We start from the raw sequence: 25664 nt of genomic DNA, 5'->3' as shown, positions 1-25664 counted from the left end.
GTGCAGACGAGGATCCAACTTTACCAATTATTGACAATACCTACTTATTAGTAAGGATAATAAGCCGTTAAAATATGGTCTGGCCTAGCTGGCCTCCGGTATGGTGAACCAAAAGGTTGAGCCCTCGCCCGGGTTACTTTCAATACCGATGATGCCGTCATGCCTCCTCACTATTTCGGCTGATATATACAAGCCGAGGCCGAGGCCCGAGTATCTTTGGGAGGTGTCGTCAACCCGGTAAAAGCGGTCAAACAAATAAGGGAGCTTATCTTTAGATATACCGATACCGAAATCGGTGATTGCTATTTTTACTTCGTGGTTTTGAGTGGATACTTTAATAACAACTTTGTCCCGGCCCGGCGAATATTTAATGGCATTGGATATTAAATTGATTATAACCTGCTCCATTCGGTTCCTGTCCGCATAAACGGCAATGATCTTCTCGCCTTCTATTACCAACTGATGTTTGTCTGACTGTACCTGCAGATCTTCGCAACATTCCGTAATTAAATCATCCAGTATAAAACGTGTTTTCTTGAGTTCGAGTTTGCCCGCCTGTATTTTGGTTACTTCAAGCAGGTCCTTGATCAGTTCAATTAATTTATCAACCTGTTTAAGGCCTTTTTGCACAAAGTTGTGTGCCGGCTTCATTTCCTCTGTTTTGGCGGTAATTCGCTCAACCATTTGCAGGGCGGCTTTAAGGCTGGTTATAGGTGTTTTTAATTCGTGGCTGGCAATACTTATAAACTCATCTTTTTTATTTAACAGATCGCGCGTAGCCTCATCTATCAGTTTTTGAGCGGTAATGTCAAGCAACGTACCTATAAAACGTATAGCGATGCCATCTTTATTAAAATAAGCGCGGCCCTTTGCTTTAAGCCATTTAGGCCTTTCATTAATCGGCATGGTACGAAACTCAAGGTCAAACTGGCCCGAGTTTTTGTTATCTGACAGTGTTTCTTCTATGCTGGCCTTAACCCGCTCAACATCGTCAGCATGGATCAGGTTAAAAAATGAGGCAATATCAACGGTACCGGTTTGCGGCAGATTAAATATTTCTTTACACCGCTTGTCACAGATCAGTTCTTTTACCTGCGGATCATAATCCCAGGTGCCAAGCCCTGCCGAGTCGACCGCAAATTTTAAGCGTTGTTTACTTTCGCTCAATAAACGCTCAACTTCAACCAGGCCCTCTTCTATTTTGCGCTTGGCTGTTATATCTTCAATAGCCAGCAGTATTAATTTTTCGTCATTGATATTATCAATTTCGCGCGCGTTAAGGCATAATATCTTTTTGCCGATAACCGGGAACGTTTGGGTAACCTCAATATCTGCCAGTGATTTTTTTGCGGGCAGCACATCTTCCAGCAGTTCCCTGAGCGCCGGGATATCCCATTGGCGGTTGCCAAGCTCATAGATGTATGAACCTTCTGTCTGGGCTTCGGTTAGTTTGAATTTGGTGTAGAAACCGCCGGTGGCACGCTTTACCTTAAGGTCTTTATCCAGTATAATTAACGGATCGCGGATAGTGCTTACAATACCTTCGGTATAAAGGCGTGAGTTATTGAGCTGCTCATTCCTGTCAAGCAGTTCCTTGTTTACTATCATGATCTCCTCATTGGTGCTTTGCAGCTCTTCTTTTGAGGTTTCAAGCTCTTCATTAAGGCTTTGTAATTCTTCACTGCCCGATAGCAGCTCTTCGTTGGCGCTTTGCAGTTCTTCATTCGCCGTTTCCTGCTCTTCGGATACAATACGCATATCGGCCCTGGTCTGGATCAGCTCCCGTTCCAGCTGCTCAATACGCATCTCGGCGGCGTTGTAATTTATATCCTCGGCCGATGGCTGTAAACTTTCAAACATGGTTGGCTGTATGCCTGTTGAGGAAGCCGGCTGGAAAACAATCAAATAATGTTCCTCTGCTGCTTCCTGAAGTTTCAGGATCTGGATATTGACAAAATGCTGCAGCTCATTGATCTTAAAAAACATGCCGAATTTTCGCACCGGAAAATTTGTTTTTTTAGCCATGTGCAACATGTTTCGCAGTTCAAACCCCAGGCCTTCGCGCGCCATCTTCAGTACATTAAAGCTTGGTTTACCTATGGGGGGCGTTAACCAGGTCTCTGTTGTACCCCTAAACTGTACGATATCAAATTTATCATTAACCAATACGCTTGCGGGCATAAAGTTGGCCAGCATAGCCTCATCAGCTATTTTAAAGACATCATTGCCTGAATTTTCCTGTTGAACTTTTTTATCAATTTCGCGAAAAGTCTGTTCCCTGCCCGGCGAGCTAACCGTCATGAACCGGCCCAGCGGGCCCTTTCTGCAATATAGTTTTTCTGTACTGTTATAGGGCGTAAAAATATCCGTATTGGCGCCTATGGTCTCTGATTTGCCCAGCATCAGGTAGCCACCTTCGTTAAGCGAATAGTTAAAGGTGGTTAGCGCTCTTTTTTGTAATACGGGCTCCAGGTAAATCAACACATTGCGGCAACTAACCAGGTCGATTTTTGAGAAGGGCGGGTCTTTCAATAAATTATGATGCGCAAATACACACATATCGCGTATGGTTTTGCTAACCTGGTAACTGCCGTCAAGCTTGGTAAAAAATTGCTGGATCCGTGAAGGCGATAAACCCGTCAGTTCTGTTTGCCGGTAAATACCGGTACGTGCCTTCGCAATAGCCGTTTCAGATATATCGGTAGCAAAGATCTGTATTTTTAAAGCAGCCGTTTTATCGCCCAGCTGTTCCTGCAAACACATCGCCATTGAATAGGCTTCTTCGCCCGTAGCGCAGCCTGCCACCCATATTCTTAGGGGTTCAACATCAGTTTTATTTTTTAATAAAGCCGGGAAAATATCGGTACATAAAATATCGAAGCTTTGCGGATCACGGAAAAAATCAGTGACCGATATCAGCATATCATTATATAAAGCGTCTTGCTCGCTTTTGTTTTCGCGCAGAAAGCTCAGGTAATCAACAGGCTTTTCAATTTTGTTGAGGGCCATTCGCCTTATAATGCGGCGTTTTAGGGTGCTTTGTTTATAATAGGTAAAATCAACCCCGCGCCGTACACGCAGCACGGTTAAGATTTGTTTAAAAGTGTCGGTATCCTGCTGCGGGGCGGTGTTTGTTATTTCGGCAGGCGTATAATCATTAAACGGATGATTAAAAGCGATCAGATGCTCGGCAATTTGTGCGGGCGGCAAAACAAAATCAACCACACCCGCCTGGGCAGCGCTGCGGGGCATACTGTCAAATTCGGCCGAGTCTTCATCCTGGGCAAAAGTTAATCCGCCGTATGATTTGATAACCTGTAAACCAAGTGTGCCATCGCTCAACGCACCTGATAACACAATGCCCACCGCATAACTTTGATGCACCAAACCTAAAGATGAGAAAAAGAGATCAATGGTATTCCCTTTTTTATTTCTCTTATCCAGGGGCGCGAGTTTTAAAACGCCGTCCGCCGTGGTTACAATTTTATTTTCGGGAATAATGTAGAGGTTATCAGGCTCAAGATGTATATTATCGGTAATTTGTTGTACGGGGAAAGGGGCTACCTTTTGCAAAATTTCAGGCAAAATACTTTCGTGGGTAGGGCTTAAATGCTGTATAAAAACAAATGCCATCCCCGGTTTAGCCGGCAGGGCCTTTAAGAAAGTACGTACCGCATCCAAACCGCCGGCCGAGGCGCCAATACCAACAACAGGAAATTGCGCAGGTGAAGCTTCCTTTTTATTTGCTTTGGCCATTAAAGTTTACGATTAGTATTCTGAATGATGGAAAAATCTGTAACAAGGTTTTGAACAATGCTCTTTTAATGCAATGCTTTTTTAAATATAGAGCTTATAAACAATTTAACTAAAAAAATTAATTAAAAAAATAAAAAAATAACATAAGTAATTGCCTTTCTGGCTTTTTAATATTGGATTATATCGTCTGTTTTTTGGGGAAGGGGATACCCGGGCAATCAAGCGCAGCGATTTGATTGGATGACACAGTGGTGTGTGGGGTATTTTGGCGCCTTGTTTTTATAAAAAAAAGGCCGGGATGAACGCATCCCGGCCTTTTAGTATGTTTTAATTTAATTACTAGGCTTCTTTATAAGCCGATATATGGCTCGTCTTGATCGTCAGTAAAAATGATTTGCCTACACTTATTTTAATAGCTTTATCCTGCAGCATGCCTTTAATGGCATCATCAGTTTTCAGGGCCTCATACAAATCGCGGGCCACTGCTGATCCGCTGATGTTGTTGGTTACCTTACCGTTTTCCATTGTAATGTTAAACGTATAACCCGATTTTCCGCGATCTCCCGCCGATTCAAAATCCGTAATGTTTAATTTAAAGCTTTGCTCAGCGGTAAGGCTTCTTTTAAGATGCAGGCGGATTACCGGTATGTATCTTCTCCAGGTTGTTAAATATTTTCTTTCTTCCATGCGTGGGCAGTAAAGGTAAGCTTTAAAGATGATGTATTTGCTGTATTATTATATTATATATCTGCACTTATATCAGCCTGCAATACCGCGAAAGAATTGCAGACAGAAATTATATTATAGGTAAGGTTTAGCAGATAAAAAAAATAAACCATATAAATTATGTTACCTTTAACCAAACCTGCAATAAATACGCTTTAAGCCGTTAATTATCAAGCCCTGTAACGGTACCCGGCGGCCCTAATCAATACTTTTAAGTACAACATGGAGAAGAATTCGGATCAATTAATAATTGCTACCAAAGAAATTGCTTTTCAAAACAAAGAGCGGGAAAAACGCGCCGCCGAACTGGCAATCGCTAATAACGAGCTCGCTTTTCAAAATCGTGAGAAAGAAAGCCGCGCCGCCGAATTGGTTATTGCCAATAACGAATTGGTTTTTCAAAACGGCGAAAAAGAAAGCCGCGCCGCCGAATTGCTGGTAGCTAACATTGAGCTTGCTTTCCAGAACGAAGAAAAAGAACATCGCGCAGCAGAATTAATTATAGCCAACAAAGAATTGGTTATCCAAAACGCCGAGAAGGAAAAGCGGGCAAGTGACCTGGTTATCTTAACTGCCGAATTACATGTGCAGCAGGAAGAGCTGCGGCAGGCAAATGATAAGCTTAACAAAAAAACAGCATTGCTAACCAGGCAGGAGGAAAGGTTTAGGGTCATCAACCAGGACCTTATCCTGTTAAACCAGGAACTGGAGGAGCGGGTAGTGAACCGTACCAGGTCCCTTACCGAAAGTGAGACCCAGTTTAGAAACATGATGGAAACCATTCCCCAGATAGCATGGACAAATACATTTGAGGGCGAGGTTACCTTTTACAACCAGCGATGGTATGATTATACCGGCCTATCTAACGAACAGACCAAAACTTCGGGATGGCGCAAAACTATCCACCCGGATGACCTGCAATTTACGCTGGATCAATTTAAGGCGATCAGGAAAACTACGGACGGCGGCGAGTTCCAGACCCGGATCAAAAGAATTGACGGTGCTTACCGCTGGCATTTAAGCCGTTTAATGCCGATTTACAGCGGTGACGGCGAAACCTTATTATGGGTGGGTACAGCAACCGATATCCATGAGCTGCGTTTGTTACAGCAGCAAAAAGATGATTTTATCAGCATTGCCAGCCATGAGCTTAAAACGCCCATAACCACGCTTAAAGCCTCTTTACAGCTTTTGGACAGGATGAAAACCACGCCCACACATGCAATGCTGCCCAAACTGATTATGCAGGCCAATAAGAGCCTGGGTAAGGTTACCATCTTAATTGAGGACCTGTTAAATGCAACCAAAGTTAATGAAGGGCAGATACATTTAAATAAAACACGATTTGTACTGGCCGAATTGATCAGCGATTGCTGCGGTTATATCGGCATGGAAGGCTCGTATACTATAGCTACCGAAGGGGATTTGACCCTGCAGATCTACGCCGATGCCGACCGGATGAACCAGGTGATCATCAACTTTGTAAACAATGCTATTAAATACGCGCCCGAATCCAAAGTTATTAAGGTGAGGGTTGAAAAGGTTAACGACAAGGTTAAAGTATCGGTAACAGATAACGGGCCGGGTATAACAGAAGATAAGCTGGATCGTTTGTTTGACAGGTATTACCGTGTGCAAACCCATGGTATCCAGGGGTCGGGCCTTGGGCTCGGGCTTTACATTTGTGCCGAAATTATTAAAAAACACGACGGGCAAATAGGGGTTGACAGTCACCTGGGCGAAGGGACCACCTTTTGGTTTACCCTACCCATGTAATTGCTTTAATAGCGTAACTGTAAATAAGGCGAACGCGCCGACACTTCGCGGTAACTTTAGCTTGTTTTTCTAAAACACGCGGCAATGGCAACAGCAGGATTGAAATAAATTATGAAAATATCAGTGGCGGCAAAATCGCTTTTGCCGCCATCACGATAATACGATGACGATCGGACTAAACAAGACCGCCGTCCGTTTAATGTAGCATGCAACCGGTTAAACCGGCTGATATCCACAGCTACTTAGGCCCGGCGTATAATGCCCAGGATAAACGCGATAATGGCTATCACCAATATAACGTGGATAAGGCCGCCCGCAGCGTAACCAAAGAAACTGATGGCCCATCCAATAATCAGGATGACCGCAATAATGTACAGAATGTTTGACATAATTTTATTTTTAAGAAGTGTATCCGATTAACATTAATTAAACTGAAAAGTTTTAAATTCAAAATTAATCAGTTGATTATGAATAAATATTGCTTTGTAAAAGCCCGCTTTTTAAAAAGCGCTGAAAATCCGGGGGCAAATTATATTTCGAATTATGAAACCTATTTTCTACCTTTCGACTTTAATTCAACTTTAATTCAACTTTGCCAAGTTTGGACCTTATAGTTTAACGTTTAACCTGTATCCTTCATCCATGTCATTAAAAACGCATCAATTGTTAAAAAACAAGAAAAAAAACATCCTGGAACTGTGGATGAAGAACCAACTGGCTGATGAAAGCTTGCGCGAAGACTTAATTAGTAACGACGAATTGCGGAGCCAGTCTGAAGAGTTAATTACGGCTTTGGTCAGTAATTTATCAGGCGAAAATTTTACCAATCTGGACTCTGATGAGTGGAGCCCGGTAATTGAGATCTTAGGCGGCATAGCCATTACCCGCGCGCGCCAGGGCTTTAGCCCGCGTGAGACCGGTAACTTTGTATTCTCGTTAAAAGAAGCTATCCTGGATGTTTTACAACAGGAGATCACCAGCGACCCGATGACGCTCTTTATAGAAAGTCAGAAGATCAATCGCATCATGGATAACCTGAGCGTGGTGACTTTCGAGACCTTTATTAAGGGCCGCGAGGAAGTTATCCTAAGACAGACCGACGAGATCACCGAGATATCAACCCCCGTGATCCGCGTTTGGGACGGTATCCTGGCCCTGCCGATCATCGGTACTTTGGACAGTGCCCGTACCCAGATCGTAATGGAAAACCTGTTACAGGAAATTGTGGAGACCGGCTCAAGCATCGCTATTTTAGATATTTCTGGTGTGCCTGCGGTAGATTCGCTGGTGGCACAGCATTTAATCAAGACCGTAAGCGCTACGCGCTTGATGGGTGCCGAATGTATCATCAGCGGAATCCGTCCTGAAATTGCGCAAACTGTAGTGCATTTGGGTATCGACCTTTCAAATATCATCACTAAGGCAACTTTAGCCAGCGCGCTGGCCTATTCTTTCAAAGTGATGCGGTTAGAAGTTAAGAAGATCAATACAGTTTCAAAATTTTAATAAGCAAAGCTAATGGATAAGATCCCTATTCTCCGGATGGGAGCCTTTTTGCTGGTAACTATACAGGTTGATCTTTATGACCGGCTGGCCCTCAACCTGGAGGCCGACCTGGTACAGATGGTCAATAAAACCAGCGCAAAAGGAGTTTTAATCGATATTTCAGCGGTTTCCATTGTGGACTCTTTTATGGGCCGTATCATCGGCAATATCGCCAGTATGTCCAAGATACTGGATGCGGAAACAGTGGTTGTAGGTATGCAGCCTGCGGTGGCCATTACCTTAATTGAGCTGGGCCTGCCGCTTAAGGGTGTGCATACCGCTTTGGATATGGAAAAAGGCATGAACCTGCTGAAATCCATGATAGATGAAACCGAAGAGGAAGCAGACGAAGACGAGATGAGCGATGACCTTATCACTGAGTAAAGATACCATCCAGGTATTAAAAGAACAGGATGTGGTTTTTTTAAAGAACCGCGTCAAGGAAACTGCTGTCAAGATCAAAATGGGCCTGGTTAACCAAACCCGGCTGCTAACCGCGGCCAGTGAACTGGTACGTAATATGATGCGCTATGCCGATGGCGGCGTTTGTATTATTGAGGTAGTTTCAAGCGGGCGTGTAAACGGCGTCCGGTTAACATTTTCAGACCGGGGACCCGGTATCCCCGATATTGACGCCGCCATGCGCGACGGTTTTTCAACAGGCAGAAGTTTGGGCTTAGGCCTGCCGGGAACAAAAAGATTAGTCAACGAATTTGATATCAAAAGCAAAGTGGGCGAAGGTACAGTGATCACGATTTTAAAATGGGCCAATGGTTGATGCTACACATATTAGTTTTACGGCGGACGACCGCAGTTATTTCTCCCTGATCAAAAAAGAGATCCACCGGATGGCCACAGAAGGCGGGATCAATCCCGCCAGGATCAACGCGCTTGACCTGATCGTGGCCGAAATGACCTCCAACTTATTTAAATACAGTAATGATGGCGAACTGCTGCTGGGTGTATTCCCTAACGGCGGCTCTCCGTATGTCGAACTGATCAGCATCGATAACGGCCCGGGTATGATTAACCCTGCCAGGATGATGCAGGACGGTATCTCAACCACCAATACGCTGGGCCACGGGCTGGGCAGCATGAAAAGACTATCAGATACTTTCGAACTATACTCGCAGATCGGGTGGGGTACGATCGTGTTGAGCCGCGTCTACAGCGAACCCGAAAAGGCCAAAACAAAGAATGATGTCATCCTGCGCCCCATTGTGGTTTACAAACCCGGTGAAAAGACCAGCGGCGACGGGTTTACTTTTAAAAAGACCGACAAATACGTGAAGCTGATGCTTGCCGATGGCCTCGGCCATGGGCCCGAAGCGAATAAAGCTGTCAACGAAGCGGCGAATGCCTTTAAAGTATTCCCGGATTACAGCCCGACCGAAACGCTCCGCTTTATCCATACCGCTATAAAAAAGACAAGGGGAGCGGTGATCAACATCATCGGTTATGATTATGCCCGCAGGGTATGGGCTTCGGCTGGCGTAGGTAATATTGCCGTGCGCATGTTCGGACCGGTAAACTTTAAAAATCACATGTCCTATAATGGTATTGTGGGGCATAACATCCCTAATACCATGAATGACCAGGAATACCCGGTGGAGGAATTTAGCCAGGTTATGCTCTGTTCGGACGGGATTAAAACCCGTGTTGACCTGGCCAGGTACCCCATGATGTATAAATATGATTTAACTATCTTAGCCGCGGCAATCTATAAAGACCATGCCCGCCGTAATGATGATATGTCGGTGGTAATTGCAAAAGTGAAATAATGATAAAAGTAGTATCGATTTCATTGGAAAATGAAATGGACCTGGTGCTGGCGCATAAACGGTCAATGAAAGTAGCCGAGCAGTTGGGCCTTACTGTGGCAACCCAAACTACCTTTGCTACAGCCGTATCTGAAATCGCCCGTACGGTGATTGAACATACCGACGACGGGTTACTGGATATCGGACTTGAACAAAACAAGACACGCTACAGCCTGATGGCTACGGTTACGTTTGACAAGGAAATTCGTTTTACCAACGCGGATGCAGGCTTTTACTATGCCCAAAAGCTGGTGCCCGAATTCGAATTGTCAGAAACCGGCGAGGATAATAAGATCACCATGAAGCTTGGCCTTCCGCGGTCACTCAAACTTGATCCGTTAAAGATCAATATCCTGAAAAAGGATTTTGGAGACGAGCAGCCCATTAACGCCTATGAAGAGATCAAACAGCGCAATGCTACACTGCACCGGATTGCCAGCGAGAAAGATGAGGCGTTGCGCCAGTCAAAACTTGTTGATGAGAAAAAGACGGAATTCATATCTATCGCCAGCCACGAGCTAAAGACCCCGATAACAGTGCTGAAGGCCTATACCCAGATGGCCAAGGCGACTAAAGAGCCTGTTACCGACCATCTGCGCGAACTGCTGGCCAAGATTGATGTGCAATCAAATAAATTACTGTCCCTGGTACAGCAGTTACTGGACATTTCGAAAATCGAAAACGGTAACCTGCAGTACAATATGCAGGTGGTAAGCCTTAATGACTTCCTGAACCGGCAGGTGACCGTAATGCGGCATATTTTACCTCACCATGAATTTATTACCAGTTTTAGCCCGGACGTCAACGTTACTATCGATGAGTTGCGGGTAGAGCAGGTATTGGCCAATCTGTTGGGTAATGCCGGTAAATATTCAGACAGGAATACAAGTATAACAATAACTACGTCGTTAGCAGTTCAGGGAATGGTCACGATTGGTATCACCGACCAGGGACGCGGAATGACAGCCGAAACCACGGCCTCGGTTTTTGAGAAATTTTACCGGGCCAAGGATGTACTTAAAAGCCATACCGGCTTCGGTATGGGCCTGTATATTACTTCCAAGATCATTACCGACCACAGGGGGAAGATCTGGGTAGAAAGTACTGAAGGAAATGGATCGACCTTTTATTTCACTGTGCCTTTAGCTGCCGGTTGATGAAAAGGATCATGATCTTTGATGATGACGACGACATCCTGTCAATTTGCGCCTGCATACTGGAAGAAGACGACTGGCAGGTGCAGACCTATCCTGATTGCTGCGACCTGATAGCCAGGGTCTCTGCCTTTGCACCCGATGTGATCCTGATGGACAACTGTATTCCTGATGAAGGCGGTATTGTGGCGACAAAAATGCTTAAAGCGACAGATGCCTTGAAAAATATCCCGGTTATTTATTTTTCGGCAAACAGCGATATACAATCCCTGGCAGCTACTGCCGGCGCAGACGGTTATTTACCCAAACCCTTTGATCTTGAAGTTTTGAAAACTACCGCCACCGGGGCATTGCCTGCCAACGGTTAATTTGAGCAGATCAGCCGGACACATAATAAAATTATTATCAGTTCTTTAGTCAGAAAGCGCTCGTGCCCAGCCTGAGAAAAACAAACGCGGCAGCCGCGTTTAAATGGCTGCCGCGCTGAATAATAATTACATTACCGGGTCGCCATCCCTGACATCATCACCTGCTTTCAAAACAACCTGATCATTTGCGGTTAAGGCACCAAAAATTTCAGTGGAATCTTTTCCTGCCAGGCCCTCTTTGATATCTACCAATTTAGCTTTACCATTTTTTACGACAATAACGTACTCCTTTTCGGTAGAGCGGACGATCGCTGAATTTGGTACTAACAATGACGTGGCACCCGATAACATCGGGATCTTAACTTCGCCATACATGCCGGGCTTTAACTGGCCATCCTGATTAAGCACATCTATCTCAATGGCCTCAGAACGCATATTACCCAGGGCATTAGCAACACGGCTGATCTTTGCGCTATGCTCCACACCAGGCATCGCATTAAAAGTAAATTTTACGGCCTGCTTAAGGTCTACCTTGTCCACATAATCTTCAGGTATGGCTACCTCTAACCTTAATTTGCGGGTATCCTGCAATACCAGCATCGGTTGGTCGGTTGTTTTACCGGGGGCTACCAGCGCGCCGGGCGATACATTCCGTTGTACGATCATCCCGTTAAACGGAGCATAGATGCGCAGGTAACCCTGCATGGTCCTTACTGATTGTACATTTGATCTTTCGGAATTGGCAATGGCCATATCTGATTTCATCCGGGACACGGCATTATCCAAATCAAGCGGGGAAACCGAACCCGGTTCGGCCGCCGCCTGTTTTAAACGGTTATATTTTTCCTTACTGGCGTTGGCTGTTTCCTGAGCCTGCAGGTAACGTGAGTTGGCTGCCTGCAATTGCGACTCCATTTCGGGCGCTTCCAGCGTCAACAACAACTGGCCTTTACTGACCTGCGAGCCACGGTCAACATAGATCTGTTTGACAAAGCCGTTGACCTTGGGGAACAGGTTCACCTCGTTAAACGGGTTTAACTGCCCCGGCAAACGCGCATAACTGGATAATGCCTTCTCGGTTACACGGCCTGTCTCGTATTTCTTACTGCCGGTTGCCCTGGTTTCAGTAAGGTCTACGGGCTTTTGGTTGCCTGAACAGGCTGCTAAAAAGCATACGGCCGAGGTTAATATGATCAATCTTGTTTTCATGTTTATAATAGCGTTGAGGTTTGAATAGCTGTTGTTTCTTCGGGCATTAAGGATGGGGATTCGTAAGTGGTCTTATCCTGTACCCAGGCAAATACCAAAGGCAGAATAAAGAGCGCAGCCAATGTAGAGGCAAACAAGCCGCCAATTACAGCACGGCCCAAAGGCGCTGTTTGCTCGCCTGCTTCACCCATCCCGGAGGCCATAGGGATCATGCCCGCCATCATGGCAAAGCTGGTCATCAGGATCGGGCGCAAACGGATGGCCGCGCTGGTGATGGAGGCGCGGGTGGCATCCCTGAATTCTAACCGTAATTTCTCTCCGTTGGTAACGATCAGGATGGCATTTGCTACCGATACACCGGTAGACATGATCATCCCCATATAGGATTGCAAATTAAGCGTAGAGCCTGTCAGCAACAAAGCCGTAAGCGAACCCAGGATTACCGCCGGAACCGTCGACAGGACCGTTAGTGATAACTTGAAAGACTGATAATTGGCAGCCAGCAACAGGAATATAACCAATACTGCGAAACCTAAACCACTTTGCAGGCTGCTCATCGTTTCGGTCAGTAAACTTGTCATGCCTTTTAGCTCTGGCACCAGCCCCTTTGGCGGTGTGCCTAGTTCTTTGATTGCTTTTTGCACGTCAGCAGTAGCTGTACCCAGGTCCATTTTATTAATATTGGCACTTACCGTTAAAAATCGCCTTGGCCCGGCCCGGTCGTATTCGCCGGGTGCGTAGGTCATTTTAAAACTAGCCACATCGGCAAGCGTAGGTGTACTCTGGCCTTTTAACAAAGGGATCTCCTTCAGTTCGTCCATCGTATTCATGGTATACTCGGGTATTTGCACCTGTACCTGGTAGGTATATTGCTTGTCTTCGTCAAGCCACTGGTTTTTCTCGGTAAAGCGGCTTGATGAGGTGCTGGCGGTGACCGAACGGGCTATATCCGTTACATTTAAACCGAACTGCGATACCTTCTGCCGGTCGAGCGTAATCGCGATCACCGGGATCTTTAACGGCTGTACGATCTGTACATCCCGCAGGTAGGGGATCTTTTTAAGCCTGGCTACCGCCTTGTTGGCATAAGTTTCAATCTGCACCATATCTTTGCCGGCAACCCGCAACTCAATTGGCGTGGCTGCGCCCTGGCTCATGATCTTTTCGGTCATGTCAATTGGCTCAAAAGTGATACGCAGATCAGGCATGGCATGGCCGATGTTTTTGCGCAGGGCGTCTTTCAATTCATCCATGTTCACTTTATAGCTTTCATCCAGCTTAACCTGCAACACGGCTTCATGCGTACCGGTATTAAAAATATACAGGTTACTGCTGCCATAACTGCTGGGGATAATACCCACATAACCCGAGCTGATCTCGATATGGTGATCTACTGTTTTATCGATGATGCTGAGCACCTGTTTAAATTTATCTTCGGTACGTTCTAAGCGGGTACCGTCAGGCGCTTTAATGCGGATAAGAAACTGACCGTTGTTGAGCTTCGGCATCATGTCCTTGCCGATGATTACAAAGCCAACCCCGGCTAAAACGATAACGGCAACCAGGTAGACAGGAACGATCATCTTTTTATTGGGCATCCAGCGGGTAATGATCCCCATAAACCGCAGTTTTACTTTTTCAAAGAAGTCATTATCTTCAGGGTGATCCTGTTCTTCTTTCAGGTGTTTATTAACTTGTAGTTCTTCCTTTCGGTTTAAAGCCTCGCCGGCATGGGCGTGCAGTTCGCCATGCTGGTAATGCTGGTATTGCTCGGCCCTGATCAGCCAGTTACTCAGGATAGGTACGAGGGTTTGTGCCAATACATAAGATACGATCATGGTTAAACCGATAGACATAGACAGGGGCAGGAACATCGCTTTGGGTACGCCATTCATCAGGAAGGACGGGGCGAATACCGCCAGGATACAAAGCAGGATCAGTAATAACGGGAAGGAGATCTCTTCGCAGGCATCGTAAATGGCCAGCTTCTTTGACTTGCCCATTTCCAGGTGCTGGTGGATATTCTCTATCGTTACCGTGGCCTGGTCGACCAGGATTCCAATGGCCAGGGCCAAACCGCTCAGGGTCATGATATTGATGGTTTGTCCGAATGCGCCCAACAGCATTACCCCTAACAGGATAGAAACCGGGATAGTGATCACCACAATTAAACTGCTGCGCCAGTCGCGCAGGAATAAAAGCACCATTAACCCGGTGAGCAAAGCACCCAGTCCGCCTTCGGTCATCAAGCTTTTAACCGCGTTGATTACGAAAACCGATTGATCAAACTCATACGATACTTTGATATCATCGGGTAATAGGCTTTGCATTTCGGGCAGTTTTTTCTTCAAGCCCTGTACTACTGACCAGGTGGAGGCATCGGCGGTTTTTACTATGGGGATATACACCGAACGCTTCCCGTTGATGAGGGCGTAATCCACCGTAATATCCGAAGCATCAGCTACACGTGCCACATCCTTAACTAATACGGATACCCCGTTTTTGGTTTTAATGGGGATCTCGCCAAACTCTTCTGATTTTTGCACCAGCGAATTGATGGTGGTGGTAAACATGGTATTATCTATCCGCAAGTTCCCTGATGGCGACATGGCGTTGAACTTAGCCAGGGCTTCAACCACCTGGTCGGGTGTCAGGTCATAACTGCGCATTTTCGCCGGGTCCACGCTTACGGTAATGGAGCGAGAGTTGGCGCCAAAGGGTGGGGGTGCAGATAAGCCGGGTACCGAGGCAAACATAGGCCTGATACGGGTAGCGGCCATATCATAAATTTCTTTAAGACTGCGGCCGGGTGCAGATAATACCAACTGACCAACAGGCAGGGACGAAGCATCATACCTGATCACTTGCGGGGGTAAAGCCCCTGGCGGGAAAAACTTCATGGCCCGGTTAACCTGCAGGGCCACTTGCGCCTGCGCCTCAGCCATGTTGGTGCTTTCGTAAAAGCTGATCTTGAGCATTGTTAGCCCCTGGATGTTTTTGGTGGAGATATTTTTGATCCCGTTTACATATAGGAACTGATCCTGCAGGCGGGTACTGAAAAAGCCTTCCATTTGCTGCGGCGACATACCGCCATAGGACTCGATAACGTAGATAGTAGGCAGGTTTAACTGCGGGAAAATATCTATGGGTATATTAATAGCGCTAAGGACGGCGAAGATCATCAAACTCATGGTAATAACTACCACAGTGATGGGCCGTTTAAGCGCGGAGGTGACCATTGACATATTTTTTAATTTAAAAGATTTAAGATTGAACTAACCTGGTTGCCGGTAATGGCTTTTTGAAATAATGCGGCCGTATAGGCATACTTCGCCTGCACATAGTCATTCTCGGCCCGGTACAGGATATTAAGTGCTGCGTTAAGTTCAATGATGTCGGTTAACCCGCTCCTGTACAAGGACAGTTTTTGGCGATAACCGGCGTTGGCTGCATTTAGCTGGTTAGGTATTTCCAACAGGCGTTGCCTGGCGGTGTTAAGCTCCTCATCAGCCTGCCTGGCGCTTAACGCTAAAGCGTCCCTTTGTTCGTCCAATTGCCGGCGGGCGTAATCAGTAACTGTTTTTTGAGTGCGGAGCTTTAAGGCCCTGCGGCGCAGATCAAACAAATTATAGGTAATGCCTACACCCACCACATAATTATCGCGGTTAAAGCCCCAGCCAGTGTTCAGACTATTAAAATTACTGCTGGCATCCACGCTGGCGCCACGGCCCCAGGCGGCCGCTTCCAGCATGATCCTGGGGTTATATTGCTTTTTCACCAGGTCTTCCCGTTGCATGCTGTTATCCACAATGGATTTGTAATAGTTTATCAGCGGGTGATTAGCGGTGTCTGCATTCGCCAATGCAGCTATATTAGCCTCACCGGCAAGGCGGTTAACAGCCAGGGTATCGGGCACAATACTTTGATAAGGCAAGCCGCTTACGGCCGATAGCTGTAGCTGTACCTGTTTAAATTGATTATTAAGTTCAATATAATTAAGCCGTGCTTTTGATAGTTCAGCTGCGGCTATGCTGGTGTCTACCCCCGGCCTGATCCCGCTTTTGGCCAGCGACTGAATAGACCGGCCGATCTCCCGGTCGCGCTGGATATTGCGCAATTGGATAGCCAGAAAACCCTGCAGGCGCAGCAACTGCAGGTAATTACCAATAGTATAAGCCTGCAACTGGAATTTTGATTGCTGGAAGCGGTTTTGTTCAACCGAAACATCCGAGTTGGCTATTTTAACCTGGGCGCTATACGCACCAAAGTTGTAAACTTCCCAGTCTGCCGCAACTATGCCCAGGTTTACCAAAGCAACATCAGTGTTGCTGACCGTGCGCACCCCGCCCGAGTTTGACGGAACCATACCGAAACTAAAATAAGGCCCCGGTGTGTTGTTATTGCTGCCCACATCAGCCTGGTAACTTATTTTTAAATTGGGCAGCCAGTTATTGCGGGTTTCAACCGCCTGCGCTTGTCTAATGGTGATAGCAGCCGAATCAGTAATTAAAGCCGGCGCCTTTTGATCAACCCGGTTTAGCAGTGTTTTAAGGTTAACCGGTTGCTGGGCATGGACGGTTGTTGTTAATAATAACAACAATGCCGCGCACCCGTAGCGTTTAAGATAGTGCATCTTGATGATGTGTTTAGAAAATTAAAGAAATCGAGAACAGGTAGCCTGGTTAAGCAGGTACAATATGGGCGTACGCTGATAGTAAGCCGGGAAGAAGAAATATCAAATAATCAATTTGCCTGAAAGCAGGTACCGATGCAGTGGGGGAGATAAACTTAAATGAATGTCCGCTAAAATACCCGCTGTGATCTCTTTGACTTTTCTGAATAGGAATGGAAACAGAGACTTTAAAAGAAAAGAAAACAGAAGGGTCAGCGGCAAAAGCGGATCAGCCAAACGCTTTTGAACGGCAGAGATATCAAAGGCACTATCCTCTACATATTCCAGCTTTCGTTTGGTAAATGCTTTTAAGAATATTTGCGGGGCCTTATAATCTGTGAGTTGTTTAAGTGCATTAAAACCGACGAACGGCTTGGCGGCCAGCATAAATACGGCAAGAAAGAGGAAATAATGAATCTTCAGTACGCGCATATCGCTAATTAATGCAATTTTTAATAGTCAAAGTTGATAAGAATTTGAATAAGATGGTTAATGTAACAATAAAGTTGCGGCCCTGCCGGTTCTTATTGATCAGCTGCTATTGTATTTCAGCTTCAGCAATAGAATGATTACATCATAAATCAAGCCGGCGGTAGTTATTTCTCCTTATCTAAAACTTCAAAAGATGTTTGCAGCCGGTTGCCATTCGCATCAATTAGTGTAAGTACATGTTTACCTGCCGACGGGTTCAATGCCATCTGGTGATAATCTTTCGTTTGGCCGATATATTGGTTATCCAGATGCCAGAATATTTTAATGCCGGATTGCCTGTGGGCAGCATTGCAGATCATGCGGCCGCGTGTGCCGTCAGCTTCTAAAGGAACATATACTTTGGCATCGTTCTTAGGGTAGATCAATTCCATAGGATGTTGTACGGTGGCGGCGCAATCGGCTCTGAAAGGGGGGAGCGTTTTGTAAGTATAATTACGGCTTCTATAATAAAACTCCATAGCCGGAGGCAGTACAAACCAGGGCAGGTGTACCATGTTTGCCGGGCTTTCGCAACCGGATGTCACCTGCCATTTCCGGCTTACATCCAGATGCACCAATTGATGGAATGGGCAAACAGGGGCCTTTAAACCACTTTTAGGCATAAACAGGGTATCGACGTGATCGCAATTCTCACCGGCACGATACCCGCTTTCATGGCAAACAGCTATACGGGTCATTTCACCGGCAGGTACCGGGAACCAATCGCGGGTTACCGGTAATTGCCTGAAAATGTCAAATAAAACAGGCGCGGCGGTATTAACGCCTATTAAACCCGGACGGCCTTCGCCATTGGTATTGCCAACCCAAACTCCAACTACGTAGCGCGGGGTAACACCAATGGCCCAGCCATCTCTAAAGCCAAAGCTTGTGCCTGTTTTCCAGGCAATGCGCTGGGTTGAAGTAAATTGCTGCCATAACAATTCATCTCCCGGGCGCATAACCTCTTCCATAGCCTGGAAAGTATAGTAAATTGAAGCGGCATCTAACAGCCCGCCTTTTTCCAGTTCGGGTTTGGTGGCTGCAGTTGCGGTGTATACCGGGTTATGATAATCGTTAGCGGCATATTTTCCTCTATATGGCCGGTAATGGTTTAATACCCTTGCCATATCGGCATAAGCACCGGTTAGCTCCCATAAGGTATTTTCGCTGCCGCCTAATATTAAAGATAAGCCATAATGATCGGGCGGTTGCGTAAGTGTGGTCATACCCATATTGCGGAGTAAGGAATGAAATCTATCATACTTATACTGTACCAGCATTTTTACAGCAGGGATGTTTAATGACCGGGCCAACGCCTTTGAAGCCGGCACAGCGCCATCATATCCCAAATCAAAATTTTGAGGATGATAGCCTGCGATCTGGGTAGGAATATCCGGGATCAGGCTGTTGGGTAGTATGGCCCCGTCATGCAGCATGGCAGCATAAAGGATGGGCTTTAGTGTGCTGCCGGGACTACGCGGGGCGGCTATTACGTCGACATCGCTTTCCATATCCCTGTTTTCAGGATGATCGATGTTACCCACATAGGCCAGTGTTTGCCCGGTTTCAACATCTAAAACAATGGCTGCCGCATTACGGATATCGTTGGCTTTTAAAAGTTGATGATGCCTTTCGATGATATCGGTTACGTTTTGTTGTAAGATGCTGTTGACAGCTGTTTTAATACGCCCGCCGTTTTGCTTATGAGCGGTTTGATCGGTTTTAAAACGTTGCAAAAGGTGAGGGGCAAGCGCCGGCAACGGGAATGGTTTTTCAGGTACAGGCTCAAGTTTGGCAAGCGATGCCGTTGTGCGGTCAATGACATGCTGCTGTTGCAAACGGTCTAACAATAAATTACGTTTGTGTAATAGTATCGTCCTGTTTTTACCCGGATGTACCAGCGACGGCGAGTTTGGTAATACGGCCAGCGCTGCCATTTCGCCCCAGGATAGTTTATCCGGGCCGCGACCAAAATAGCGCCATGCGGCCGCATCCAAGCCTACTACATTACTGCCAAACGGGGCGTTGCTTGAATAAAGTGCTAATATGTCGGCTTTTGAATAGGTGAGTTCTAACCTGAGCGCTTTAAATATCTCCAGAAATTTTTGCCAAACTGTACGATTTTTATGGGTTGATAAGCGGATAACCTGCATGGTTAATGTACTGCCCCCGCTTACCACATGCCTGGCCCTTATGTTTTGCCTGATGGCCCGGCCAAAAGCCAAAAAGTCAAATCCCAAATGGTTTTCAAAGCGCTTATCCTCAAAAGCGATAATGCAGGCTTTGAATTTAGCTGGTACGTTAGCATCATACGGAAACCTCCACTGCCCGTCGGACGCTATAGATGCTCCTAATAATTGGCCCTGATCATCGTCAATTACAAATGAGGTGGGAGAGTTGAACAGGTGCCGGGGGATACTGAAGCAAAACAATAAAACTATCACCAGAACTATAATAGTACTAATGATAGCCTTTGGTTTTTTATAGATATTGCTCACTTCACTACCTCAACCCATTGTCCTTTTGCCAGCGCGCTTATTGAATTGTTGTACATCGCATCACAATAAATAGCCGGCAGATAATATCTTCCTAAGTAAGATGCGTTCAACATCACATAATAAGTTACCTCTTTTGTTTCAGGCAGGCTGAAGTATGTATTTACCCGGTCGTCCCGGATATCGCGGTAATCAGATTCTGAAGACTTAAACGCGTCATCGCCCTCCATTAACCTGGTGTTCAATATCTCCCAACCCGAAGGAAATATCTGCGTAAGCGCCATGTTATCATACCGTCCCCTATGCCCCGGGTTTTTAATATTTACCTGCGCTACAAAATCAGCGCCCTGTTTTAATTGCGATGGGTCGACCTGCGCACCCTTGAGTGTAAAATAACTTACCCGCATTTGCAGGATATCAGGGTTGTTTATTGGTTTGACCTCTTCGCCGGTTACAGGTTGCCCATATTGGATCAGCCTGATATATAATTTAGCGTTGCCGTTGTTTTTTAGCACCAGGTTACCAGCGTTACCGGCAATTTTTATTTGTGAGATATAAGAGCCGGAATTAATATTACCCAGCGATGCACCAGCACGGTAGTTGAACATCAGTTTACTATGCGATGTGTTTTTACCGCAGTATTGCGCAATAGCGATCAAACTGTAAGCGGTAGTTTGTGTGCTATACCAACTGTCCTGCGATAAACGGGCCGCAACAGTACGTAGCATGGCAGCAGCTTGTTGTGGTTTACCCAATAAGGTTAAGGTCTCTAATATCATCGCTTCATCGCGTAAGTCAGACCCGTAAGTGCCCCACATGCTATTGTATGGTTTAATAGTAAGTGGTAAACCTGCTATCATGCGCAGACCAATTTCGGGCTGCCCGGCCAGTTTATAGGCAGCTGCCAACCGCCATTTAGCTTCCGGACTTAGGTATGGGAATTCTTTCAGCCTGTTCATGGCGCCTAACTCGGGTGCATGCGCTAAAGCCAAAAGGTATAAGCGATAAGCCTGGTCAAGGTCAGCGCCGTAAAAGCTGCGGGTATCAGGCGCCCAGGCCAGGGCTTTTTGGCGCTGATAGGTTTTCCAGTGTTCTATAAATCCAAACGGCAGCGCATAACCTGCTGCTTGTGCAGCCAGCATAAAATGCCCGGCATAATTGGTTCCCCAATCATCGGCCTGGCTGCCGTCCGGCCAATAACTTAAGCCTCCGTTGGGTAATTGAAAGCCACTTGATAACCTGCGGATACCGGCCTGTATATTCCGGTTTATATACGCCTTTTGTGCCGGTGAAAGGTCTGTTACCTGATCTAAATATAATTGCGGGAATACGGCGGATGTAGTTTGCTCAACACAACCATGCGGGTAGCCTATCAAATAATCCAGTCTTTTCGCCAGGTTAAGTGGCGGGATACTCGATGCCTCAAGCGTGGTTTTATTGGTTCCATTCATGCCAACTGCATTGTAAGCAGTACTCCAGGTCTCGCCTGCGTTTAATTCTTTTTCCAGCACACGGGTAATGCCGGGATTTGGGTTTCGTACGGATAATTCAACATCATATTCAGCGGTTTCGTTACCGCTGCGGGCTATTACTTTTATTTTACCTACACCAATAAAGTTTTTAACATCCAACGCAAACGTCACCAATTGGTCGCCCGGTTTGGCAAACGTTAGGGTTTGATGGCTGTTAGCGCCTAAGTTGCTAAACGCATTTGATTGGATAGTTACGTTAACGCTCTTTATATTATTCTCGGTAGCAAAAACAGTTACCGGTAATTGTATCTTTTCTGAAGGTCCTAATACCCGCGGAAGGGTCGCCAGTATCATCAATGGTTTTTTAACGGCCACGGTCTTTTCTGCAGAACCATAGCTGCCGTCATGCCCGGCAATAACCATTACTTTAACAGCGCCTATATATTGCGGCAGTGTAAACGGAAGCGTTTGTTTCTGCCCGGCATCAAGATGATAAGGCCCCATAAACTTCACAACAGGCTTAAAGCGGTTAACCGTGATGTTTTTGTTTAAATTACGCTCGCCGGCGTCGCCGCCTATACTTAATATGCGTTCCAGGTCGCCGCCATAGGCACCTATCACATAATCGAAAAGGTCCCAGGTTTTAACGCCCAATGCTTCCCGTGCATAAAATATTTCATGCGGATCAGGTGTTTTATAATTGGTGATATCCAATAGCCCTTCATCAACAATAGCCACCGTATAGGTCATCTCTTTACCGGATGCTTCTGCTATAGTTACCGCCGACTTAGTTTCGGGCCTGATCTTATCCGGCATGCTGATCAATGGTTTTAATATGGTTGCCGGGTTGTCAACCAATAGCGGTATAGCGCCATACATGCGTATAGGCAAATCGTTAATGGTTTGTGAGTGCGGCTGCAGTAAGGTAACGTTGATGAAAATATTTGGCGACATACTTTCATCTACCTTAAATTTATATTGCGTTTGGCCCTTATTGGTATTTACCCAATCTGTCTTTAAAACTTTTGTGCCGTTTTCAAAACTGATCAGAGCCCTGCCGTTTGCCGGCGTAGGGATGGTTAATGTAGCTTCTTCGCCAACCTTATAATTCTTTTTATCGGCAGTAAATGATAGCATGGCCGCTTCACTTGGATTATCCTGCTGCAGCCTTTGCGCCCAGTTTGGCCAGTCAATATAAACCTCTCTGCCCGTAGTGTGGCCGGTTTCATCATCTTTAACCTTGACCAAAAATTGTCCCCATTCCGGCTGGTCAACGCGCATTTTCCATTTACCACGGCCATTAACCAGTGTAATGGTTTCGGTTTTGATCAGTTTATTGTATTTATCCTGGGTGAAATTGCTGCTCTGGTTGCTGGTATTATCCCACCACCAATGCCATTTAACCTTGTATAATTCAACCTGTACGGTGCGTGTGCCTTTAAACAGGTTGCCTTTGGTATCTACATCGGCAATATCAAAAATGTGGTCCTGCCCGGTAACCAACATACCAGACAACGCATTGCCTTTTGGCGCTTTAATACCAACATAGCCCTTGTAAACATTATACGGCAGGCTAATTTGGTTGATACTGAAATTGCCGCCCGGCTCAAATACTTTTGTCAGGAAATTGGCCCGGAGCTGGCCCGGAGCTTCCTTTTCTGCTTCAATATCAGCTTTTATGCCGGTATTACCTTCGGCATCCAAACGGCCGTCAAAAACGGTGCTTACCTGGGTGTCAAACGTTTTGGTAGGGTCATCAAACGCATAATCATCAAAGCCTTTAAAAACCGTTGCCTGCGGCGACAGGTAAGCATCAACCTTTGCTTTTAAATTTTGTGCTGTCCCCCCAAATAACCACCTTGCACTAAGGGTGCCCTCGGTATTTTCGCCTTTGGTAAGTTCTGTCTGCCCCTTAAAGTCAAGATTTATCTTTAAGCGGTTAGGCATTATGGTTTCAATCTTGATGTTTTTGGTGAACGTGGCTCCGCCGACTTTAATTTTAGCCGTCCAGTTGCCTGTAACATCGGTAACCTGGGTTGCGGTATGGAAACTATAAAAGTTGTCGACAGATTTGTTTTTGGTAATGCGGCTATAAATTTGCCCCATCGGGTTATAAAAATTAAATTCCAGCGGCATATCCGGTGGTAGTTTTTTGCCCTTGTCTTCCAGTATAAATGAAACGTAGATACTATCCCCCGGGCGCCATACACCGCGTTCGGCATATATGAAACCTTTAATGCCGCTTTGCACCTGGTCGCCGCCAATATCAAAGCGGGTTAGGGGCAGGGCATTGCCATCGTCCAGCTTTAAATATCCGCGTTCGTCACCCCGCCTGGCAACTAACAAATAAGGTTTTCGTTTGATATCAAATTTAGCCAAACCATAAGCATCTGTAGTTTGCCGGGTGATGATCTGTTTCTGGTAATCCTGCAGATCCAGCTCTAAACCCGCTATAGGTTGTGCCGTTAAAATATCAGTAGCAATAACTACCATACTGTTATCGGCACCACGTTTGGCCACCAAACCAATGTTTGAAGCTATGATATTACGGGTAGCCCATTTGTCTTTGGTGAAATAGGAGTTGGTGCAAGGGTTATCCTTATCGGCCCAGTTATAATTAGTGGGGTAATAGTTATCGTACTTCGACCAGAAATCATCATCGTCATCACTTATAGATTTGCCGCCGCCGTATTCATTGTAACCTTCTTCGTCTTCCCCGTAATTTTCATCACCATTCTGTGTTTTAACAGGGCCGCCTGCACTGCAATTGTATAAGGAATATTCTTTACGGAAGCCAATGATCACCCTGTAAATAGCGCCGGGTTCTGTGCGGATCAGTTTATCCAGATCAAGCATAAAGCGGGTTTTCCTGTTCAGGTTTACAGACTTATCAGCATCCAACCGTATGGTCTTTTCTACTACCGGCCGGCCAACACGCCTTAATTCGCTGCCTCCGTTAAAGTCATTCTGCTGGAAATATTGAGCTACATTGTCTTCATAAACTTTGATGATGCTTACATCAACCGCGTTTAGGTTTACGGCTTCAAACGGCATCATTAATTTGCCCGCACTGGGTAAAATAACCCCTTTGCCGGGTATGGTAACGGCCGGAAGTTTATTCTCGAAAAATACGTTGGCCTTATATGTCTTTTTGATTTTTTGGTGCGATATGTTTTCTACCCCCGCGTTTACAAATACATTGTAATTGCCATCCAAACGTTCGGGCGCATAAATTTTCACCATGCTGCCCTCAATGGTGTAAGCCGGCTCGCTGGTATTGCCAATGCCTATCAGTCCGTTTAATTCCTGGCCCACCATTATGGCGTCAGAAAATTGCACCAATACGTACTGTTCCTGGTCTTGTACGGCACGGATATCCAATACCCTGAAATCGCCTGTAGCCGGTATATTGTAGCTTTTATTGCCTTTCTTATTTACATTTAGCGGACTGCCATCCCAGGTTATGCCTAATGGTGTGGTAGCATTTGTTGCACGGGTAATTTTATCAACTGTAAAAATGTGGGTATGATTATAAGTATTATGCTGCCAGCTAATATGTGTATCTGACGGATAGTTTACCGAGATAAGCTTTTCGACGAGCTCATTTTTTTCGGCATCGGCCGTTTGTACAACACCTTCAAGCTTCATTTTATCAAGTGATGTACGGGGCGAGGTTTGTAAGCCGTTAAAGATCACCGTAAAATCGGGCGCCATAGTTTGAAACCCAAACTGAAATTTGTCGAAATGATCGGTAACAGCTATCACTTTGCCCAGTTTAAATGTAGCAGTATAGGCTTTATCCGGATCAAGCGGTTTGTCGGGCTTAAATTCTATAGTTAATGCATCTACCCAGTAGGCTTTTCCATTTATAGAGGGGCTGAAGCTGAAAGTTCCGTCGGGCAGTACCTCATTTTGCGCATGCGTGCCCTGCACATGCGATACCAACTTGATACGGATGCTGCTCTCTTTAGAAATAATACCGGAAGTATAGGATTCTATGTATTTGCCAAAAGCCCTGTCAATAGTTTTGGGTTTTGAGAAATGCTTTATCGCAAAAGCTGCCACCGCTACTAAAATAAGTGATGACACAGTAATAAGGATGCCTTTTTTACTGGTAAAAAAGGTTTTTAAGGTTGACATAGGTGATGAGATTTTATAATGAAAATTATAAAATTTTAATTATAAAATGCTTTATCGAAA

Annotated in this window: 16 protein-coding genes; 7 read left to right on the top strand and 9 right to left on the bottom strand. The window is 45.7% G+C overall.

Annotation, left to right across the window (positions count from 1 at the left end; genetic code table 11):
- Nucleotides 1-84: 84 nt before the first annotated feature.
- Nucleotides 85-3756 (bottom strand): CheR family methyltransferase, encoded by a 3672-nt coding sequence (locus tag LJ658_RS11490; protein WP_230546653.1) that lies wholly within the window; start codon nt 3754-3756, stop codon nt 85-87.
- A gap of 339 nt (nt 3757-4095) precedes the next feature.
- On the bottom strand, nt 4096-4443 hold the full coding sequence (locus tag LJ658_RS11485) for a hypothetical protein (protein ID WP_230546652.1): 348 nt from the start codon (nt 4441-4443) through the stop codon (nt 4096-4098).
- 261 nt (nt 4444-4704) lie between these two features.
- Here LJ658_RS11485 and LJ658_RS11480 point away from each other — a divergent pair, with 261 nt between their 5' ends.
- Nucleotides 4705-6258 (top strand): ATP-binding protein, encoded by a 1554-nt coding sequence (locus tag LJ658_RS11480; protein WP_230546651.1) that lies wholly within the window; start codon nt 4705-4707, stop codon nt 6256-6258.
- A 242-nt stretch (nt 6259-6500) separates the two neighbouring features.
- On the opposite strand, the gene LJ658_RS11475 is transcribed toward LJ658_RS11480, so the two are convergent.
- The gene (locus tag LJ658_RS11475) at nt 6501-6647 is read right to left on the bottom strand and encodes a lmo0937 family membrane protein (RefSeq protein WP_230546650.1); all 147 of its coding nucleotides are present in this window, start codon (nt 6645-6647) and stop codon (nt 6501-6503) included.
- Nucleotides 6648-6900: 253 nt separating this feature from the next.
- Here LJ658_RS11475 and LJ658_RS11470 point away from each other — a divergent pair, with 253 nt between their 5' ends.
- The 6 genes from LJ658_RS11470 to LJ658_RS11445 are packed head-to-tail and all read left to right on the top strand — an operon-like array spanning nt 6901 to nt 11145.
- Nucleotides 6901-7764, top strand: coding sequence for an STAS domain-containing protein (locus LJ658_RS11470; protein ID WP_230546649.1), 864 nt, complete (start codon nt 6901-6903; stop codon nt 7762-7764).
- A gap of 12 nt (nt 7765-7776) precedes the next feature.
- Nucleotides 7777-8187 (top strand): STAS domain-containing protein, encoded by a 411-nt coding sequence (locus LJ658_RS11465; protein WP_230546648.1) that lies wholly within the window; start codon nt 7777-7779, stop codon nt 8185-8187.
- Nucleotides 8168-8581, top strand: coding sequence for an anti-sigma regulatory factor (locus tag LJ658_RS11460; RefSeq protein WP_230546647.1), 414 nt, complete (start codon nt 8168-8170; stop codon nt 8579-8581). Before LJ658_RS11465 ends, LJ658_RS11460 begins: the two co-directional genes overlap by 20 nt.
- Nucleotides 8574-9584 carry a SpoIIE family protein phosphatase gene (locus tag LJ658_RS11455; RefSeq protein WP_230546646.1) on the top strand — a complete coding sequence of 337 codons (1011 nt, stop codon included), beginning with the start codon at nt 8574-8576 and terminating at the stop codon, nt 9582-9584. Before LJ658_RS11460 ends, LJ658_RS11455 begins: the two co-directional genes overlap by 8 nt.
- On the top strand, nt 9584-10780 hold the full coding sequence (locus LJ658_RS11450; RefSeq protein ID WP_230546645.1) for a sensor histidine kinase: 1197 nt from the start codon (nt 9584-9586) through the stop codon (nt 10778-10780). Before LJ658_RS11455 ends, LJ658_RS11450 begins: the two co-directional genes overlap by 1 nt.
- Complete coding sequence (locus LJ658_RS11445; protein ID WP_230546644.1) at nt 10780-11145, top strand: response regulator; 366 nt, start codon at nt 10780-10782, stop codon at nt 11143-11145. The genes LJ658_RS11450 and LJ658_RS11445 overlap by 1 nt, the downstream gene beginning before the upstream one ends.
- 126 nt (nt 11146-11271) lie before the next feature.
- On the opposite strand, the gene LJ658_RS11440 is transcribed toward LJ658_RS11445, so the two are convergent.
- From LJ658_RS11440 to LJ658_RS11415, 6 genes are all read right to left on the bottom strand, one after another.
- Nucleotides 11272-12354, bottom strand: a complete 1083-nt coding sequence (locus LJ658_RS11440) for an efflux RND transporter periplasmic adaptor subunit (RefSeq protein WP_230546643.1) — start codon at nt 12352-12354, stop codon at nt 11272-11274.
- Between the two features lie 2 nt (nt 12355-12356).
- Nucleotides 12357-15599 carry an efflux RND transporter permease subunit gene (locus LJ658_RS11435; protein ID WP_230546642.1) on the bottom strand — a complete coding sequence of 1081 codons (3243 nt, stop codon included), beginning with the start codon at nt 15597-15599 and terminating at the stop codon, nt 12357-12359.
- Between the two features lie 5 nt (nt 15600-15604).
- Nucleotides 15605-16987 (bottom strand): TolC family protein, encoded by a 1383-nt coding sequence (locus LJ658_RS11430; RefSeq protein ID WP_230546641.1) that lies wholly within the window; start codon nt 16985-16987, stop codon nt 15605-15607.
- Between the two features lie 102 nt (nt 16988-17089).
- Nucleotides 17090-17458, bottom strand: coding sequence for a hypothetical protein (locus LJ658_RS11425; RefSeq protein ID WP_230546640.1), 369 nt, complete (start codon nt 17456-17458; stop codon nt 17090-17092).
- Between the two features lie 164 nt (nt 17459-17622).
- Nucleotides 17623-19995, bottom strand: a complete 2373-nt coding sequence (pbpC, locus tag LJ658_RS11420) for a penicillin-binding protein 1C (protein WP_230546639.1) — start codon at nt 19993-19995, stop codon at nt 17623-17625.
- Nucleotides 19992-25604 carry an alpha-2-macroglobulin gene (locus tag LJ658_RS11415; RefSeq protein WP_230546638.1) on the bottom strand — a complete coding sequence of 1871 codons (5613 nt, stop codon included), beginning with the start codon at nt 25602-25604 and terminating at the stop codon, nt 19992-19994. The genes pbpC and LJ658_RS11415 overlap by 4 nt, the downstream gene beginning before the upstream one ends.
- Between the last annotated feature and the right edge of the window lie 60 nt (nt 25605-25664).

Origin of the sequence: Mucilaginibacter sp. UR6-11 (genome assembly GCF_020880695.1) — a bacterium.
Classification (GTDB): domain Bacteria; phylum Bacteroidota; class Bacteroidia; order Sphingobacteriales; family Sphingobacteriaceae; genus Mucilaginibacter.
Note: the sequence above shows the minus strand (reverse complement) of the source record. Positions and strands in the feature narration are given on the sequence as shown.

What these genes read in the sequence shown, in the direction of transcription:
- LJ658_RS11435 (WP_230546642.1), bottom strand. Translation starts at nt 15,599, where the DNA reads ATGTCAATGGTCACCTCCGCGCTTAAACGGCCCATCACTGTGGTAGTT.
- LJ658_RS11475 (WP_230546650.1), bottom strand. Translation starts at nt 6,647, where the DNA reads ATGTCAAACATTCTGTACATTATTGCGGTCATCCTGATTATTGGATGG.
- LJ658_RS11480 (WP_230546651.1), top strand. Translation starts at nt 4,705, where the DNA reads ATGGAGAAGAATTCGGATCAATTAATAATTGCTACCAAAGAAATTGCT.
- LJ658_RS11430 (WP_230546641.1), bottom strand. Translation starts at nt 16,987, where the DNA reads ATGCACTATCTTAAACGCTACGGGTGCGCGGCATTGTTGTTATTATTA.
- LJ658_RS11465 (WP_230546648.1), top strand. Translation starts at nt 7,777, where the DNA reads ATGGATAAGATCCCTATTCTCCGGATGGGAGCCTTTTTGCTGGTAACT.
- LJ658_RS11415 (WP_230546638.1), bottom strand. Translation starts at nt 25,604, where the DNA reads ATGTCAACCTTAAAAACCTTTTTTACCAGTAAAAAAGGCATCCTTATT.
- LJ658_RS11445 (WP_230546644.1), top strand. Translation starts at nt 10,780, where the DNA reads ATGAAAAGGATCATGATCTTTGATGATGACGACGACATCCTGTCAATT.
- LJ658_RS11455 (WP_230546646.1), top strand. Translation starts at nt 8,574, where the DNA reads ATGGTTGATGCTACACATATTAGTTTTACGGCGGACGACCGCAGTTAT.
- LJ658_RS11460 (WP_230546647.1), top strand. Translation starts at nt 8,168, where the DNA reads ATGACCTTATCACTGAGTAAAGATACCATCCAGGTATTAAAAGAACAG.
- LJ658_RS11470 (WP_230546649.1), top strand. Translation starts at nt 6,901, where the DNA reads ATGTCATTAAAAACGCATCAATTGTTAAAAAACAAGAAAAAAAACATC.
- LJ658_RS11440 (WP_230546643.1), bottom strand. Translation starts at nt 12,354, where the DNA reads ATGAAAACAAGATTGATCATATTAACCTCGGCCGTATGCTTTTTAGCA.
- LJ658_RS11425 (WP_230546640.1), bottom strand. Translation starts at nt 17,458, where the DNA reads ATGCGCGTACTGAAGATTCATTATTTCCTCTTTCTTGCCGTATTTATG.
- LJ658_RS11485 (WP_230546652.1), bottom strand. Translation starts at nt 4,443, where the DNA reads ATGGAAGAAAGAAAATATTTAACAACCTGGAGAAGATACATACCGGTA.
- LJ658_RS11490 (WP_230546653.1), bottom strand. Translation starts at nt 3,756, where the DNA reads ATGGCCAAAGCAAATAAAAAGGAAGCTTCACCTGCGCAATTTCCTGTT.
- LJ658_RS11450 (WP_230546645.1), top strand. Translation starts at nt 9,584, where the DNA reads ATGATAAAAGTAGTATCGATTTCATTGGAAAATGAAATGGACCTGGTG.